Origin of the sequence: Cutibacterium modestum (genome assembly GCF_008326345.1) — a bacterium.
In the GTDB taxonomy this organism is placed as follows: domain Bacteria; phylum Actinomycetota; class Actinomycetes; order Propionibacteriales; family Propionibacteriaceae; genus Cutibacterium; species Cutibacterium modestum.
Window position 1 is genome coordinate 1 of record NZ_BJEN01000004.1, and the last position, 14,207, is coordinate 14,207.

General features: G+C 59.3%; 9 protein-coding genes, 2 tRNA genes and 1 pseudogene. 5 read left to right on the forward strand and 7 right to left on the reverse strand.

Annotated features, from left to right (window positions below; genetic code table 11):
• Window positions 1-216 precede the first annotated feature (216 nt).
• From F1563_RS11605 to F1563_RS11635, 7 genes and pseudogenes are all read right to left on the reverse strand, one after another.
• A complete protein-coding gene (locus F1563_RS11605; protein ID WP_002527132.1) occupies window positions 217-1,875 on the reverse strand; it encodes a chromosomal replication initiator protein DnaA in 1,659 nt (552 codons plus the stop codon).
• A gap of 14 nt (window positions 1,876-1,889) precedes the next feature.
• Window positions 1,890-3,128 carry a glycoside hydrolase family 3 N-terminal domain-containing protein gene (locus F1563_RS11610; RefSeq protein WP_007433585.1) on the reverse strand — a complete coding sequence of 413 codons (1,239 nt, stop codon included), beginning with the start codon at window positions 3,126-3,128 and terminating at the stop codon, window positions 1,890-1,892.
• A gap of 45 nt (window positions 3,129-3,173) precedes the next feature.
• Window positions 3,174-4,632: pseudogene (locus F1563_RS11615) on the reverse strand (serine/threonine-protein kinase).
• 60 nt (window positions 4,633-4,692) lie between these two features.
• Entirely contained in the window at window positions 4,693-6,120 is a 1,428-nt protein-coding gene (locus F1563_RS11620; RefSeq protein WP_002546445.1) for an amino acid permease, read from the reverse strand.
• Window positions 6,121-6,469: 349 nt separating this feature from the next.
• Window positions 6,470-6,545 (reverse strand) — tRNA-His (locus F1563_RS11625).
• 81 nt (window positions 6,546-6,626) lie between these two features.
• The gene (gene orn, locus F1563_RS11630; RefSeq protein WP_002527125.1) at window positions 6,627-7,235 is read right to left on the reverse strand and encodes an oligoribonuclease; all 609 of its coding nucleotides are present in this window, start codon (window positions 7,233-7,235) and stop codon (window positions 6,627-6,629) included.
• A gap of 62 nt (window positions 7,236-7,297) precedes the next feature.
• Window positions 7,298-8,470 (reverse strand): MFS transporter, encoded by a 1,173-nt coding sequence (locus F1563_RS11635; RefSeq protein ID WP_172623717.1) that lies wholly within the window; start codon window positions 8,468-8,470, stop codon window positions 7,298-7,300.
• A gap of 141 nt (window positions 8,471-8,611) precedes the next feature.
• Between F1563_RS11635 and F1563_RS11640 the strand changes: the two genes are divergently transcribed.
• The 5 genes from F1563_RS11640 to F1563_RS11660 all read left to right on the forward strand — a co-directional run bounded on the left by F1563_RS11640 (window position 8,612) and on the right by F1563_RS11660 (window position 14,149).
• Window positions 8,612-8,687, forward strand: a tRNA-Arg gene (locus F1563_RS11640).
• A gap of 76 nt (window positions 8,688-8,763) precedes the next feature.
• Entirely contained in the window at window positions 8,764-10,074 is a 1,311-nt protein-coding gene (locus F1563_RS11645) for a PrsW family intramembrane metalloprotease (RefSeq protein ID WP_007433582.1), read from the forward strand.
• A 22-nt stretch (window positions 10,075-10,096) separates the two neighbouring features.
• A complete protein-coding gene (locus F1563_RS11650; protein ID WP_002527122.1) occupies window positions 10,097-11,962 on the forward strand; it encodes a dynamin family protein in 1,866 nt (621 codons plus the stop codon).
• Window positions 11,959-13,569 carry a YfjP family GTPase gene (locus F1563_RS11655; RefSeq protein WP_002527121.1) on the forward strand — a complete coding sequence of 537 codons (1,611 nt, stop codon included), beginning with the start codon at window positions 11,959-11,961 and terminating at the stop codon, window positions 13,567-13,569. The genes F1563_RS11650 and F1563_RS11655 overlap by 4 nt, the downstream gene beginning before the upstream one ends.
• Before the next feature lie 118 nt (window positions 13,570-13,687).
• Window positions 13,688-14,149 carry a single-stranded DNA-binding protein gene (locus F1563_RS11660; RefSeq protein WP_002527120.1) on the forward strand — a complete coding sequence of 154 codons (462 nt, stop codon included), beginning with the start codon at window positions 13,688-13,690 and terminating at the stop codon, window positions 14,147-14,149.
• Window positions 14,150-14,207 lie beyond the last annotated feature (58 nt).

A 14,207-nucleotide genomic window follows, 5' to 3' on the forward strand; every position in this document is an offset into this window, starting at 1 on the left:
CCCTCACCAGAAGGGACTCGCTCAACCATAATCTGTGACACCCCCTAACACCACACACCCACCCACAAACACGGGATAGATGTGTCCTGGAGTTCTGATAGTCCAGCCCCCTCAACATTTACAACACCAAACGATCCGCGCATTGATTACTACGATCGCAGAATAACGCCGTGGCCTCCTGGTAAGAGGAAGCCACGGCGTGCTCGAATCTAGTTATCAGCAGGTTGTTGGGCTGAAGTCAGAGTTCCTAATCATATAGGCGGTTACCTTGCCTCCGTTAAGGAGGTAATCAACTTCTTTGCCCTTGTAAGAAAAGGCAAGGGCCTTCTCGTAACCTAATCCCGAGAAGTCCGAAGTGACGTCAGATAGCTTAAGCTTGGAATAGTCGGAACGCAGCTGCGCCTCCGTGATTCCAATACGTGCCCCATTAGACGAGGCATTGTTGCCTCCAACAAAGAGGTACGCCTGTACTTGGCCGCTCTGAGTCCAGACACCGCCAAGGAAGCCGTTATAACGAGCGTACTCTGGCGTGCTACGTGTGCAGGTATCTCCGATGTTGCTGGGGATGACGTGGATTGTACTGGCAAGTTCAGAGGTGTCCTTGTCTAAATTGAGAGGCCCAATACCCGCCATGTCGCCGAGGCGGATGGGACTCGCCTTAGCCAAGTCGTACACGATAGCGGGGTCGCATTGCTTATTGTTCATGACCTGGCTGGCTGCAACGGCTGCCTTGTTTCCCAGGGTCTTGAGCATCGCGTCGCAATCGCTATCGTCGACGATGACTCCGCCCTGAGAAAGGGGTTCCCAGTGGCTTCCATTCTTCCTCATAACCAGGTGCCCACCATTGGGTCCGGCGGATTTACCGTTAATATTAAACGTCGATGTGTAGGCAACGGCAGCGTTTTGTCCGTCGGCAGCAAGGCTAACCCACTGCACCTGTGCATCGGGAGCATTAAATAGCTGACGGACGAGGTCAGGGGTGGGGGTGAGAGTCCCTGAGGCCGAGGAGGAAGTTTTCGACGCTGGCACAGGGACGGCCTTCGTCGACTCCGACTTAGACCTCAGGTAGAAGTACGTTCCGACGCCGAGGGCAACGACGAGAATGGCTGCGACGGCAATAATCCAGTACTGGCTTTTGCGCTTAGGTTGAGGCGCATCGCTGAATGGAATCCCGCCTACCGATTCGCTGACGTTTTCAGGGTCAGCGGCGGTTGCGCCAGCTGGTGCCCCCTCGGCCAGGTAGGCGTTTGGATCGGGCTGACCGTCAGGGCCAGGTGCGTCGGCGGCAGGAAAGAACTCTCCGTAAGGGCCGTACCAGCCGGGTCCACGCTGACCGGCACTATCGAAGTAATAGTTTGGGTTGTTCTGGGGATGAGCAATGCTCCCCTGGTCGAAACCCGCTGGGGGAGTGCCTTGGGCGCCATCGCCGGGTTGGCCATCCCATCCCTGTTGCGCGTATTGATTGGGGTTCCAGCCCTGCTGGGGATTTTGTCCGTCCCATCCCTGTTGCGGGTACTGGGCATACTGGCCTGCTTGCTGGGCCCATCCGGCAGCATTCTGGCTTCTCCAACCCTCACCGCTTTGGGGGTACTGGTTCCAGTTTTGCGGGTATTGGTTCCAGCCCTGGGGGTACGGAGCATTCTGATAATCGCTTTGCTGCGGATACTGCTGATTATCGTACTGGTATTGGGAAGCGTCAGGATTCATCGAGAACTGTTGCGTAGTGTCACGACCCTGTGAGAGTTCCTGGGTAGGCTCGTCATCGTGCCTTTGACCACTATTTGAATCGGGCCGCTCCGGGGTCGACTCGACGTCGTTGTAGTCGGAGTGTGAATTATCGGGGTGTTCCCCCTTGCCGAATCCGTCGTCAGTCACGATTCATTCTCCTTTCACTTCGTCAGTGAATGCGCCAGTTTGACATTGATGACATGGCTAGCAGCGTCGGACAGGCGTTTTCTGCCCGACGCGGACGTCGTGATCGACGTCAACGCTCGGATCATGGGGCCTGCGAGGCTAGGGTCAGCGGTGATAGCTAGATCGCCGCCGGCAGAGACGAATTTGCTTGCACGATGGCCACCATCGACTGAGAATACTGAGACTGAACTTCCCAGGTCGTCGGACACGATAAGCCCCTGATAACCGAAGTCGCCGCGCAGCATGTCTGTCATAATCTTCGACGAAAATAACCCGAGGGTGCCAGGATCGATCTTTGAGTAGTACGCAGATGCGATCATGACGGCTTCAGATCCAGCATCGAAGGCCATCCGGAAGGATTCGAGATATCGGTCATGGCGGGTGGTTTTGTCATCAGTGATACCGGCGGATTTGAAGTCAGTGTCCTCGACGATCCGTCCAATTCCAGGAAAGTGCTTAGTGGTCGAAATGATCCCGGCCTTGCGGTGTCCCGCAATGACGGCAGCCGAATATTGCCCGCATTTGCGCGGATCGGTTCCGAAACCACGATGGTGCTTGGTGATTGGCTTATTGCGTACCCCAAGGCCAGGGTCGATCACGTCAGCCACGGGTGAGAAGACCATATGGACACCGAGTTTGGCGAGCTGACGAGCTCCGGCCGTCACCACTGATTGTACCTTGGCCGGGGACATCCGGGCCAGAGCCTCCTGGCTCGGCAAGAGGTCGACTCCTGGCACCCGGATGTTTTGGATCTCGCCGCCTTCGTGGTCAGTCGCAACGATGGGTCTGATGCCATGAGGGTTGACGCTGTTAACAGCGTCGAGTATGGCCTTGAGCTTGGCCCGGTTCGTCCAGTGCCCAAGCAGGAAAATTCCGGCCAAACACTGGGTATCAATGAGGTTGGCGATGTATTCGGGGGAGTCGGACGGCACTACACCGACGAGAATGCACTGGCCAGCACGTTGCTCGGGAGATAATTTCTTGACGATCTTGGCGGCCCGCGGATCCAGGCGGATCGGGGTCGGTGTGGAGGCACGTGTCGAAGCCTTGGATGGAGTCGGCGTCGGGCTTGCCGAGTATGACCTCGGGGTGTCAGGAGGAGTCGGTGACACCGTGACTGCCGTGGACGGTGGTTCTTCGGGTTGGGCGCCTTGTGAAACGCATCCAGCAAGCGGCATGCTCAAACCCGCTGCGATGATTGTTCGCCGTCTCATGGTTAGGAGTATTTCATAGTAGGTAACTACCAAGTCGTGTGACCATCATCCGGGTATGACGAGATAGACCTCGAGATCCTGGCTGCCACAATCGACGTATTGCCCGACGGTACTGCAGGAAAAGCGTCGTGATTTTCCTATTCCTGGATCCTTCACGTCGATGGCAAAGTTTGCCGGATGGTTTGCTGGCACAGACCGCGCGACTTCTAACGCCAGGGGACAGCTGGTGTGAGGATTGGCGATCCAGGACTCCTGGCCACACTCCACTACCCCGCCAGGAAGCTGGATCTGTGCGGGAGAACCCGTCGCCGTCACCGTGGCATGGGCTGTCACAGTTCGCGTCGCTATCGTTTCTGGCATAGGGGTCGGTGTGTGGGGTGGTGTGATTGGTGTTTGGGTTGGTTGGGGAGCGGCATTCGAGTGAAGGCCAGGCACTCCCTTGAGGTAGAAGAAGATCCCAGCTCCAACGACAATCAGCACAGCTAACAGTGCCATAACCCGTCTAATGCCATGCCGTTGTGTCTCGACAGGTGCTGCTGATCGTGCCGACGCCGGAGCGGCCCCGCTCATCGCTGACGGCGCCGACTGCGGGAGAACTAGTTGCGGCATGGGCGCAGAGCGTGGAGCGGGGCGGACAGACTGAGGCCGAGGGCTGATGAGTGCCACCGGTTGGCCTCCACTGAGCCACGAACGCAACTCAAAGGCCAGCACCTCAGCGCTGTCGGGGCGCTGGGAAGGATCAGGTGCCAGACGCGTCATTATGGTGTTCCACAGTCGTGGATCGGCGCCTGGGATGAGTTGTGGTGGCTGATCGCGTCTTAGGTTCTCCGGCTGAATCAGGCTGGAACGGTACGTGGCCAGCGAGCATCTCGTAGAGGGTCACACCAAATGAGTACAGATCGCTGGCGGCCGTTGGCGTCCGGCCGGCTGCGATCTCAGGAGCTTGGTAATAGGGGGTACCGACGATTTCGCGCGGTCCATGAGGGACGATCATTTCAGAGACGCCGAAATCGGTAATTCGCGCCCCACGGACGTTCTCGGGGTCCGAAATAAGGATATTCGCTGGCTTGATGTCGAGATGTCGAATACCGACGCGGTGAATTGCGGTGAGAGCCTGGCAAATCTCGATTCCCAGGTCAACCGCCGTGTTCTGGTCTAGGCGGTGATCCGGTACGGACTTCAGGACTTGCGCGAGGTCCGGGCCATCAACCAATTCCATGACGATGGCGAACGTTGAAGATTCGACGACCATGTCAGTGACTCGGACGACGGCGTCGTCGTCGACGGACATGAAGATGTCACGTTCATCGATGAAGCGTCGGGTTGCGCCTTTATCCGTCGTCAACTTTGAGTTAAGAACTTTGATGGCGCATGGGGATCCGTTATTGAGATCATGACCACGCTACACCGTCCCCATGGAACCTCGTCCGAGCACGTCGTCGAGAACGTAGTGGCTGCCGATACGCTTCGTTGTCGATTCGCCGATGGCGCCCTCATCGGACATGATTTACTCCCGAAATGACCGAACTTGACCGCACTTACTGTAGCGGTTGGAGTGAAGGTCTTAATTGATTGGTAGATCGGTTTCGAGGTCGTCGTGGTGTGAGCGGTGCCGGACGATTGCCCACGCAATACCCAGCAGGATGAACCATATGGGAGTAACAAGCAAGGCCTGAAGCGTGTCGTCGGCTCCGGTGAGAAGGATGATGACAAAGACGAAGAAAGCGAGCACGACCCACGGCATGAAACTGGCGCCTGGCATCGGGTAGATCGACTCGGAATGAGCCTGCGGGTTGCGTTGTACGTGGACAATATGGCTGATAAGAATCATGCTCCATACGAAAATGAACAGCACCGCTGACACGGTTGTCACGAGTGTGAATGCCTCTATGACCGAACCTTTCGCGGCGAGAATGAGGGCCGATCCGATGAGGATGACGGTGCAAAACAGTCCCCAGCCGGGGACGCCGTGGCGCGACAGCTTGCCGAAAGCTCGCGACGCCATGCCCTTGTGAGCCAGGCCGTAAAGCATACGAGACGTCGAGTAGACGCCCGAGTTGGCACTCGAGGCCGCTGAGGTGAGGACGACAAAGTTCATGACGTCGGCAGCTGCGGTGAATCCGATGAGTCCGAACATTTGGACGAAAGGGGAGGAATCGGTCTGGACGAGATTCCATGGGGTGACACACATCATGGCGAGTAGAGCTGCCACATAGAACACGAGAACGCGGATCGGCACCGCGTTGATGGCCTTGGGTATCGTCTTGGGGGGATCGGCGGTCTCAGCAGAGGTGGTGCCGACCAGCTCAATACCAACGTAGGCGAAAACTGAGATCTGGAAGCCGCCGAAGAATCCGCTCCAGCCGCGTGGGGCGAAGCCGCCATAAGACCACAGATTTGACACCGACGCTTTGTATCCGTTGGCTGAGGTAAATCCCGTGATGACGAGTACGGTCGCTACCGCAATGAGGATGAGGATCGCGACGATCTTGATGAGGGCAAACCAAAACTCCAGTTCGCCGAAAAGCCTCACTGTCAAGAGGTTGAGGGCGAGGAGCAGCAGAAGCGTCGCCGCGGTGAGGATGAAGGCCCAGGTGCGGTCGCGGGTCCAGAAATTCCAATACGAGGTGATGGCGATGACGTCGGCCATGCCCGTGACGACCCAGCACAACCAGTACGTCCATCCCAGGAAGAATCCCGCCCGCGGGCCGAGGAGATCAGCGGCGAAATCCTGAAAAGATTTCCATTGCAGGTTGTGCAGCAACAACTCACCCATGGCACGCATGACGAAGAAGAGCATTACGCCGATGACGAGGTAGGCCACCACGATGCTCGGACCGGCGGTATGGATGGACTTGCCGGTGCCCATAAACAGGCCGGTGCCGATGGCTCCGCCAATGGCAATGAGCTGGATGTGCCTATTGCTGAGGCTTCGTCGAAGATGCTGGTCCTCCGTAGCGGGATGCTGATTTTCCACGGTCATGGGGAGCATTGTGTCTTGCCGAAGGGGCGAGCGAGGCCGGAGAACTCACATTTCACATCGTGGACACTCCCTCGTTGGTTTTGGACAATGACGGGTGAAGCGTCGTTCTGCGAGGAGTTGTTGACGATGACTATGCAGGTGACGACGGGGAGCGATGCGGCTGAGGGGTCGCCCGATACGCATGAAAAGGAAGGCGGAGACCCGAACAAGCACTTGATCTGCTCGAAGGGCTAGGGGGAGTCGTCGGGAACGCGTCAAGAGGAACCCAACTTGCTGTGAAGGTCAAAGAACACAAGACTGTCGCAGATACACGACTCGCTCGAGGGGCGGGGTTACCGCCTCCCCCCTCTCGAAAAACTGGGGTGGCTAACGGGACTTGAACCCGCGACCCCCTGGACCACAACCAGGTGCTCTACCGACTGAGCTATAGCCACCACGTGTCTCTATCAGGCAACCCGTGAAGGGTACCGGGTCCGGGAGCAGGAATGCAACTTTGGTCTTTCCGCTCCCCGGCGTCAGTCCCTCCCGGCCCCGGTGAGGAGGCCCTGGTATTTGGCTGCAATCTCGTCACAACGCTTGGTCTCCGGCCCGGGGGAGGGAACCATGAGGGCCTCGCGCCAGTACATGAGCTCCTCAATGGACTCCTGGATGTCGGCCAATGCTCGGTGGTTGCCTTGTTTTTCCGGAGAGCGTCCGAATGCGCGCGGGTACCAGCGTCGTGCCAGCTCCTTAATGGAGGAGACGTCGACATTGCGATAGTGCACGTAGGATTCGAGCTCAGGCATGTCCTTGGCCAGGAAGGAGCGGTCGGTGCCGATGGTGTTGCCAGCTAACGGTGCCTTGCCAGCTTGCGGGACGTAGGTGTGGATGTAGTCGAGCACCTGCTCTTGGGCCTGCATCATCGTCAGTCCCTTGTCGAGTTCCTCAAGGAGACCGGACTTGGTGTGCATGTCGCGCACGAAGTCATTCATGTGCTCGAGCCACTGCGGTTCGGGTTTGATGATGACGTCCACTCCTTCGCCTTGGACGTTGAGTTGCCCATCGGTGACCAGTGCGGCCACCTCGATGAGCCCGTCGTGGGCCAGGTCAAGCCCGGTCATCTCGCAATCGATCCACACCAACATGTCTCTCACGGCATCACAGCCTAGTTGGTGGTTGTGACAGTGGGTTGGCGAGGCAGTACCAGTTAGCGTTTGCCGCGCGGCGCCCATCGGCCCATCCAATAGCTGCCGACCAGGCCGATGATAGACATCACGATGCTGGCGGTCGACAGGGGCCAGGCCAGGGTGACGAGGGTAACGACGATTGGTCCCAGTGCCGAACCAGTGTCGGAGAGAAGTCGCCACGCTGCCAGGAACTGTGGGCGTCCGATGTTGGGGGAGGCGTCGGATCCCAGCGTCATGACGATGCCGGAGCTTGCGCCGTTACCAATACCGATGATGAGGGCGACGATGCCGATCGTCGTCGCTGTGTGGGCCAGTGGCAAAGTGAGGAGTGCGACGGCTTGAATGAAGATCGACGGCACGGCCACCCACCAGCGTCCGAATTTGTCCATAAACGCTCCGCCAGGTAGGAAGAGGAGGACGTCGGCGGCCATCGACCAGGCATAGATGAGGTCCGTGGTGGCTGGGGCAAGACCGTTGGCGTGGCACCACAGCGGTAGCAGGGAACGTCGTGCGGATTGGACGACCATGAGGGCTGTCACTCCCAATCCCGTCGTCCACAGGATCTTGGAATTTTGTTTGGCGATCGTCCACGTCGAGATCTTGGTGGGGGCATCCGCGGTGGCGGTCTGTGGGGTATCGACTGGGGGAAGATCGGACATGACGGTGGTCACAGCAGCGGCGAGAACACTGGCAATGGATGCAAACCCATATGCCCATGACATAGAGGTTTCGCGGAGAATCCACGACCCCGCCATGGGGCCGACAAACCAACCTACCCGGAACACTCCGCCGAGGGTCGATAGTGCGCGAGCTCGGTATCGGTATGGGATCGCTACCGTCAGGTAATTCTGTCGAGCAATGCCATACACGGCGCCAGCCATGCCATTGACAAAGACCGCGACGGCGAGCAAGCCGAGGTGGGGTACCAATCCTATGGATACAAGCGCAACTGCGTCAATGAGCATGGCCATCACCAGGGACCATTTCTCGCCGATCTTTGTTACGAGCCACCCGGCAGGTACATCGCCGATGATCTGGCCGATACCGACGAGCGCGGCAATCGCGGCAGCGAGGGCTGCCGATGCGCCGATATGTACCGCGGTAAGCGGGATGAGTGGAATTACTGCGCCGTAGCCCAGAGAGGACATTAGCGTCGGCAGATAGGCCGAAACGATGATCGACGACCACGTCACCGGTGGGGTGGGGGGATCTGTGTGCGTCGAATCAGTCACGGGGACAGGCTAGGACGTCGAACACATGCATGCAGGGGTGTTCGCTACCAGGTTGGGGCTGGCTGGGTTATCAAGGCCGGACCTGGATAAGATGTCAGAGATGGCCCGGTAGCTCAGCGGATAGAGCAGCAGCCTTCTAATCTGTCGCGCGTGGGTTCGATTCCCACCCGGGCCGCCATTGTTCTTCCCGTGTTTCGCCGGGCGAGGACTCGACCCATCGGAAAGTGTCCCGGGCGGCCGGTAGTCTTTCAACCATGTCGTACGTTGCCCCCACGCCCGTTGTGCGTCGTCCCTGGTGGCAGCGTCTGTTGCGCAACCCGTGGTTCTGGGTGCTACTCACAATGGTGCTGATCTCAGCGGCCTGCTTGATTCATACCTACGTCATCGTGCACGCGGATACTGAGGTTGAGAGGGAAGGCCAGAAGGGCGTCATCCCGGGGATTACCAACCAGTCCTTGAAGTTGGGCTTCCACTACGCGTGGCCGACGGCTGCCGTGTGGTCAGCGATTTTTATTCTCATTGATCGATTCAGAACCCGGCACCTGCACGTGTGGTTTCTCTGCTTTTGCTGGGGAGCGTGCGGGGCGACCTGGGTCAGCATGCACGTGAACACGTGGATGGCCGGGATGCTCTCGGTGACAGGTGGGGTTGATCCAGCATCAGGCGCCGGTCCGGCGGTGTATTCGGCCCCCTTCGTCGAGGAATCGTGCAAGGCGCTTGTTCTTTTCGTGCTAGCCGTCGGCACGGGGCGACGGATGACTTCGGTAGTCCAGACGGTGAGCATGGCCGGGCTCTCGGCAGTTGGTTTCGCCTTCGTTGAGAACATCATGTATTACGCCCGTGCGGACAACTATGCCCGGGTGACGGCTTCAGCGGGGGACCCGAAACAGGCGGTGATGGAGTTAGTGCTGCTGCGAGGGGTGTACACCTCTTTTGGGCATCCGCTGTTCACCAGCATGACGGGTATTGGTCTGGCTCTCGGGCTGAGGGCACGTAGTCGACTTGTGAGGATTCTCGTTCCGACGACGGGGTTCGTTATGGCTGTCGTGGGCCACATGCTCTTTAATGGGTTCTCCTCGGTGTTACCGATGGCGACCCTTAAGAAGTTGTGGTTCGTCGCCCTCGGCATCGTCGCTTCTGTGGTGGTTTTCATGGTCATCCGCACGGTGCGTGAAGGCAACATGATCCGCCATCGACTCGAGGATTACATCAAGGCCGGATGGCTGCCAGCCTCCGACGCGGACACACTTGCGGCCCTGCGACGTCGCCAGTGGGCGGCGTTGGTGGCTCTCAGCCAGGGGCTGCGTCGGTGGTGGCGCACTCTGGAGTTCCTGCGCGTTGGGACGGATCTCGCTTACCTGCGTGATGCAGTCGTGCGTGGACTGGACGATGACCCTGGCCCGCGTCAGATCCAGCTCATCAATCGCATGAACGCTCTGCGCCCGATGGCTGTCACCGTCGCGCGAGGTGCCAAACTGTCGAAGCCGAGGCTGCCCGCGTTCCTCAAGCGGCGTCGTAACCAGCCGGTCAATAACGAGTTGCAGTGGGCGCCGCCACAGGCCTGACGAGTGACCAGGAAGGATCACCATGAACACGGAGCAGATGTTGCTGTCGCTGACCGATCTGCGGCAAAACCTGCGTCAGGCCCAGTTTCCCCTGGACTTACCCGAGGCTGTTACCCAAGCTGGGCTGGCACGACGCATTGCTAACCAGCTCAACGACTATATTTTGCCGCGCCTAGAGACTATTGATGCGCCTCTCTTGGCGGTGGTAGGAGGGTCGACCGGCGCTGGTAAATCAACCCTGGTGAACTCTTTGGTGGGCCGGATGGTGACGCGACCGGGGGTTATCCGCCCCACCACGACTTCACCCGTTCTCGTCCACCACTCCGACGACGCTTTGTGGTTCGACGGAGACCGAGTCTTGCCCACCCTGGTGCGCTCCCGGGTAGCCAGTAACGACGCGTCGAGCTTGCAGCTTGTCGCGGAGCCCGAGATACCGCGAGGCTTGGCCATCCTTGATGCCCCAGACATTGACTCTGTCGTGGCGCGAAACCGTGATTTGGCAGCTCAGCTGCTCCAGGCGGCAGACCTGTGGGTCTTTGTCACCTCAGCGGCCCGCTACGCGGACGCGGTGCCGTGGGATTTCCTTGAAGAGGCTCAGGAGAGGCATGCATCGGTCACGGTGGTGTGTAACCGCATCCCTGCCGAGGCAATGAGAGAGGTACCGGCGGACCTCGGCCGGCTTATGACGGAGCGCGGCCTGGCTGATTCTCCACTGTTTGCTGTCCCGGAGACTAAAACGAATGCCGAGGGTTTACTTCCTGATCAGGCCGTCGCCCCTCTGCGGTTTTTCTTGTCGAATTTGGCCCAGAACCAGCAGAAACGACGCGAGGTCATTGCGTTTACCTTGTCTGGGGCGATCGGTTCGGTTTGTGAGAGATCCTCGTACGTCGTTGGCGGCTTAGAAGCGCAGGCAATGGCAACGTCGCGGCTGTATGAGGACGCCCAGTCGATCATGGCTGAGTCCTCAAGGTCGATTGCCGCCCAGTCCGCTGATGGCACTCTGTTGCGTGGCGAGGTCCTGGCACGATGGCACGAATTCGTTGGAACTGGCGAGTTCATGCGCGCTATGGAGGCGAAGGTTTCCTGGTTCCGAGACCGTGTGGTGAAGGCGCTCAAGGGGGCACCGCCGGAGGTCGAGAAGGTTAGCGTCGCAGTGGAATCTGGCTTGGAAAGTCTCGTCATCGCTGAGGCCCAGGCTGGGTGTGAGCGGATCGAGTCCGTGTGGCAGGCCGATCCGGCAGGTCGCAGCGTCCTGGAGGGGGTCGATGAGGATTTGTCCCGCCCGTCGCAGGGGTTTGACGAGGCCGTCTCTCGAATGGTGAGAGATTGGCGGGGAGATGTCATGGAACTCGTTGCTGGGGAGGGCATGAACAAACGCTCCAAGGCGCGATTCATGGCTTTCGGCGTCAATGGGGTTTCCGCTGCCCTGATGCTCGTCGTATTTGCTCACACGGGTGGATTATCGGGAGCTGAAGCGGGGATTGCCGGGGGATCAGCCATCGTCGCCCAGCGTCTGTTGGAGGCACTTTTTGGAGATGACGCGGTGCGGCGCCTGGCGAAAGTCGCGAAGGACCAGCTCGATGCGCGTGTTGAGGGCTTGCTTGCGAATGAGGTGACGCGGTATCAGGCGGTTCTTGGCAGCTTGGAAGTCGATACCGAGCTTCCGGCCCAAATCCGCACGTCGATCGAGGAGATCCGACAAGCTCAAGATGCGCCAGGGTCTCACAGCGATCAGGTGACGATCCGAACCCGTTGTCAGGATCCCGAAGCCGAGGCACCCCAGCCTGCCAAAATAGGGCAGTTACAAGCGAACATGCCGGTCCTTGACGCTGAGGTCGTTGAACCGGCGGTCGTTCTGGATCCCGAGCCTCGTCAGGGGGAACGATGAGGCGACATCGCGTCGATCTTGCCGAGCGTATCGACCTGCTGACCCGAGCGGTGGACCTGTCGGAAGGGTACATTCCTGACGACGTCGTGGCTCTGGCCCGTGCCGTTGTGGAACGGGCCGACCGGCGCTGCCGAATCGGTGGCGACCATACCGTCATTGCGCTTGCTGGTGCGACGGGGTCAGGGAAATCTTCGACGTTCAACGCCTTGGCAGGTGCAGAACTGGCCGATCCTGGGGTAAAGCGTCCGACGACGTCGAAGGCCACTGCTGCGGTCTGGGGGACGGATTCGGCGGAGACCCTGCTGGACTGGCTCGACGTTCCACGTCGTCACTACGTGGGTAGCGAGGACGTCCTCAATGGTTTGGTGCTACTCGACCTGCCGGATCATGACTCGGTGCGCATCGAACACCGTCTCGAGGTGGACCGTCTCGTCGAGATGGTTGACATGATTGTGTGGGTAGTCGACCCGCAGAAATACGCCGACGCCGCTTTGCACACCCGTTACCTGGCGCCGCTAGCTCGCCATGCTGAGGTCATGACGGTGGTTCTCAACCAGGCTGACCTCCTCAACAAGGAGCAGCGTAAAAACTGTCTGCGCGATCTGCGTCAGCTACTGGACTCCGAAGGCCTGGAAAAGGCCAAGGTCATGGCGATTTCGGCGACGACCGGTGAGGGTATCGAGGACATGCGTGTGGCGCTAGCTCGCGCTGTGCGCGCCAAGAAGGCCCAAGCGACCCGGCTGCACGCCGACCTCGACAATGTGTCGCAGCACCTGAACGAGGCAACTGGAGATGCGGCAGGCCAGGTGAGCCAGGATTCCGTTGACCGGTTGATTGAGGCACTATGCACCGCCGGCAGTGTTGAACTGGTTGCCGAAGCGACGCGGGATGCCTATCGCAAGCGGGGACATCGAGCTACCGGTTGGCCGGTGACAGCGTGGGTGTCGAGGCTTCGTCCCGACCCGCTGCACCGGTTGCATCTGGATTTGGGCTCTAGAAGGAACAAGGAGCTGGGAAGCGGCACAGAACCCACTGATGTGCAGCGCAGCGCTTTGACGGCGCGAGTTGGAGTCGCTGGCGCCAGGGTCGATATGGCAGTGCGGTCCTTGGCCTCGGAGGCATCTGAGAGGCTTCCACGCCCGTGGGCCGACGCGGTGCGTACGGCGTCGCTGGTTCGTCGCAAGAACCTTCCCGACGACATCGACCGGGCTGTGGCTTCCACCGATTTGGGAGTACATCGGGGCACTGGCTGGTGGAAGCTCGTAACGGTGGTGCAGTGGAGCCTCATGATCGTCGTGGTAGCCGGACTAGCATGGCTCGCCGTCGATGCCGTGGGTGCCTACTTTCAGCTTCGGCTTCCGCCAGTGAGATGGCATAACTTCCCAGTGCCGACCTTCATGGTTCTGGGCGGGGTCATTGCGGGGGTTGTGGCTTCTATGCTGTGTCGGATCGGTGTGCAAGCGGGTGCCCGAGCTGCTGAACGTCATGCCAAGTCTGAATTGCGGGCCAGTCTCGTCGACGTCGCATGGCAGTCGGTTGTTGACCCGGTAAATGCCGAGCTAGATCACCACGACGAGGTAGTGAAGATCGTGGCGAAAGCGTCCTAAGCGTCGTTATCCACAGCTCCCGAACGGTGCCGCCTGGAGATTATCCACAGATGAGATATTGCTTGGCGGATTTCGGGAGTTGTGCCGATAACCGTATGTGAGTGAAAGGAGCTCACAGATGGACGCAAACGTGTCATTCACCGGGAACCTCGGAACTGACGTCGAGATGAAAGTCGGAGAGGACTGGCGGGGAGCCCGATTCCGGGTTGCCCACACTCCTCGTGTCATGCAGCAGGGGGAGTGGGTCGATGGAACGACGACCTGGATGTCGGTGCATGTCTATGGTCGACTTGCGGATAACTGCCATGTCTCCCTGCGCAAAGGGGACCCGGTTATGGTGACCGGGCGACTTCGTACCCGCAGCTGGATCGACGATGAGGGCTCCCACGAGCAGCTTATTGTCGTTGCAAGCAATGTCGGGCCGGACCTATCTCGTTTGCCTGCCGTGTGTCGTCGACCCGAAAAACGTGCCGAGGCGCCCCTGGGTGATGATCAGGTGGTGCGCTACCGTGATTCGCCTGATACGGTCGATGAGGATGCCGAGGTGAGTGACGACGACGTCGAATTGATTGGCTCCTGAGGTCGATTGGGGCCGATTTGGGAATGAGTTGGTGACGGGAGTCGTTATAACGGCTGGC

Bases quoted from the DNA above. Each gene is read 5' to 3' on its own strand.
- F1563_RS11645 (WP_007433582.1), top strand. From the start codon at position 8,764: ATGTCGTACGTTGCCCCCACGCCCGTTGTGCGTCGTCCCTGGTGGCAG.
- F1563_RS11660 (WP_002527120.1), top strand. From the start codon at position 13,688: ATGGACGCAAACGTGTCATTCACCGGGAACCTCGGAACTGACGTCGAG.
- F1563_RS11655 (WP_002527121.1), top strand. From the start codon at position 11,959: ATGAGGCGACATCGCGTCGATCTTGCCGAGCGTATCGACCTGCTGACC.
- F1563_RS11650 (WP_002527122.1), top strand. From the start codon at position 10,097: ATGAACACGGAGCAGATGTTGCTGTCGCTGACCGATCTGCGGCAAAAC.
- F1563_RS11610 (WP_007433585.1), bottom strand. From the start codon at position 3,128: ATGAGACGGCGAACAATCATCGCAGCGGGTTTGAGCATGCCGCTTGCT.
- F1563_RS11620 (WP_002546445.1), bottom strand. From the start codon at position 6,120: ATGCTCCCCATGACCGTGGAAAATCAGCATCCCGCTACGGAGGACCAG.
- orn (WP_002527125.1), bottom strand. From the start codon at position 7,235: ATGTTGGTGTGGATCGATTGCGAGATGACCGGGCTTGACCTGGCCCAC.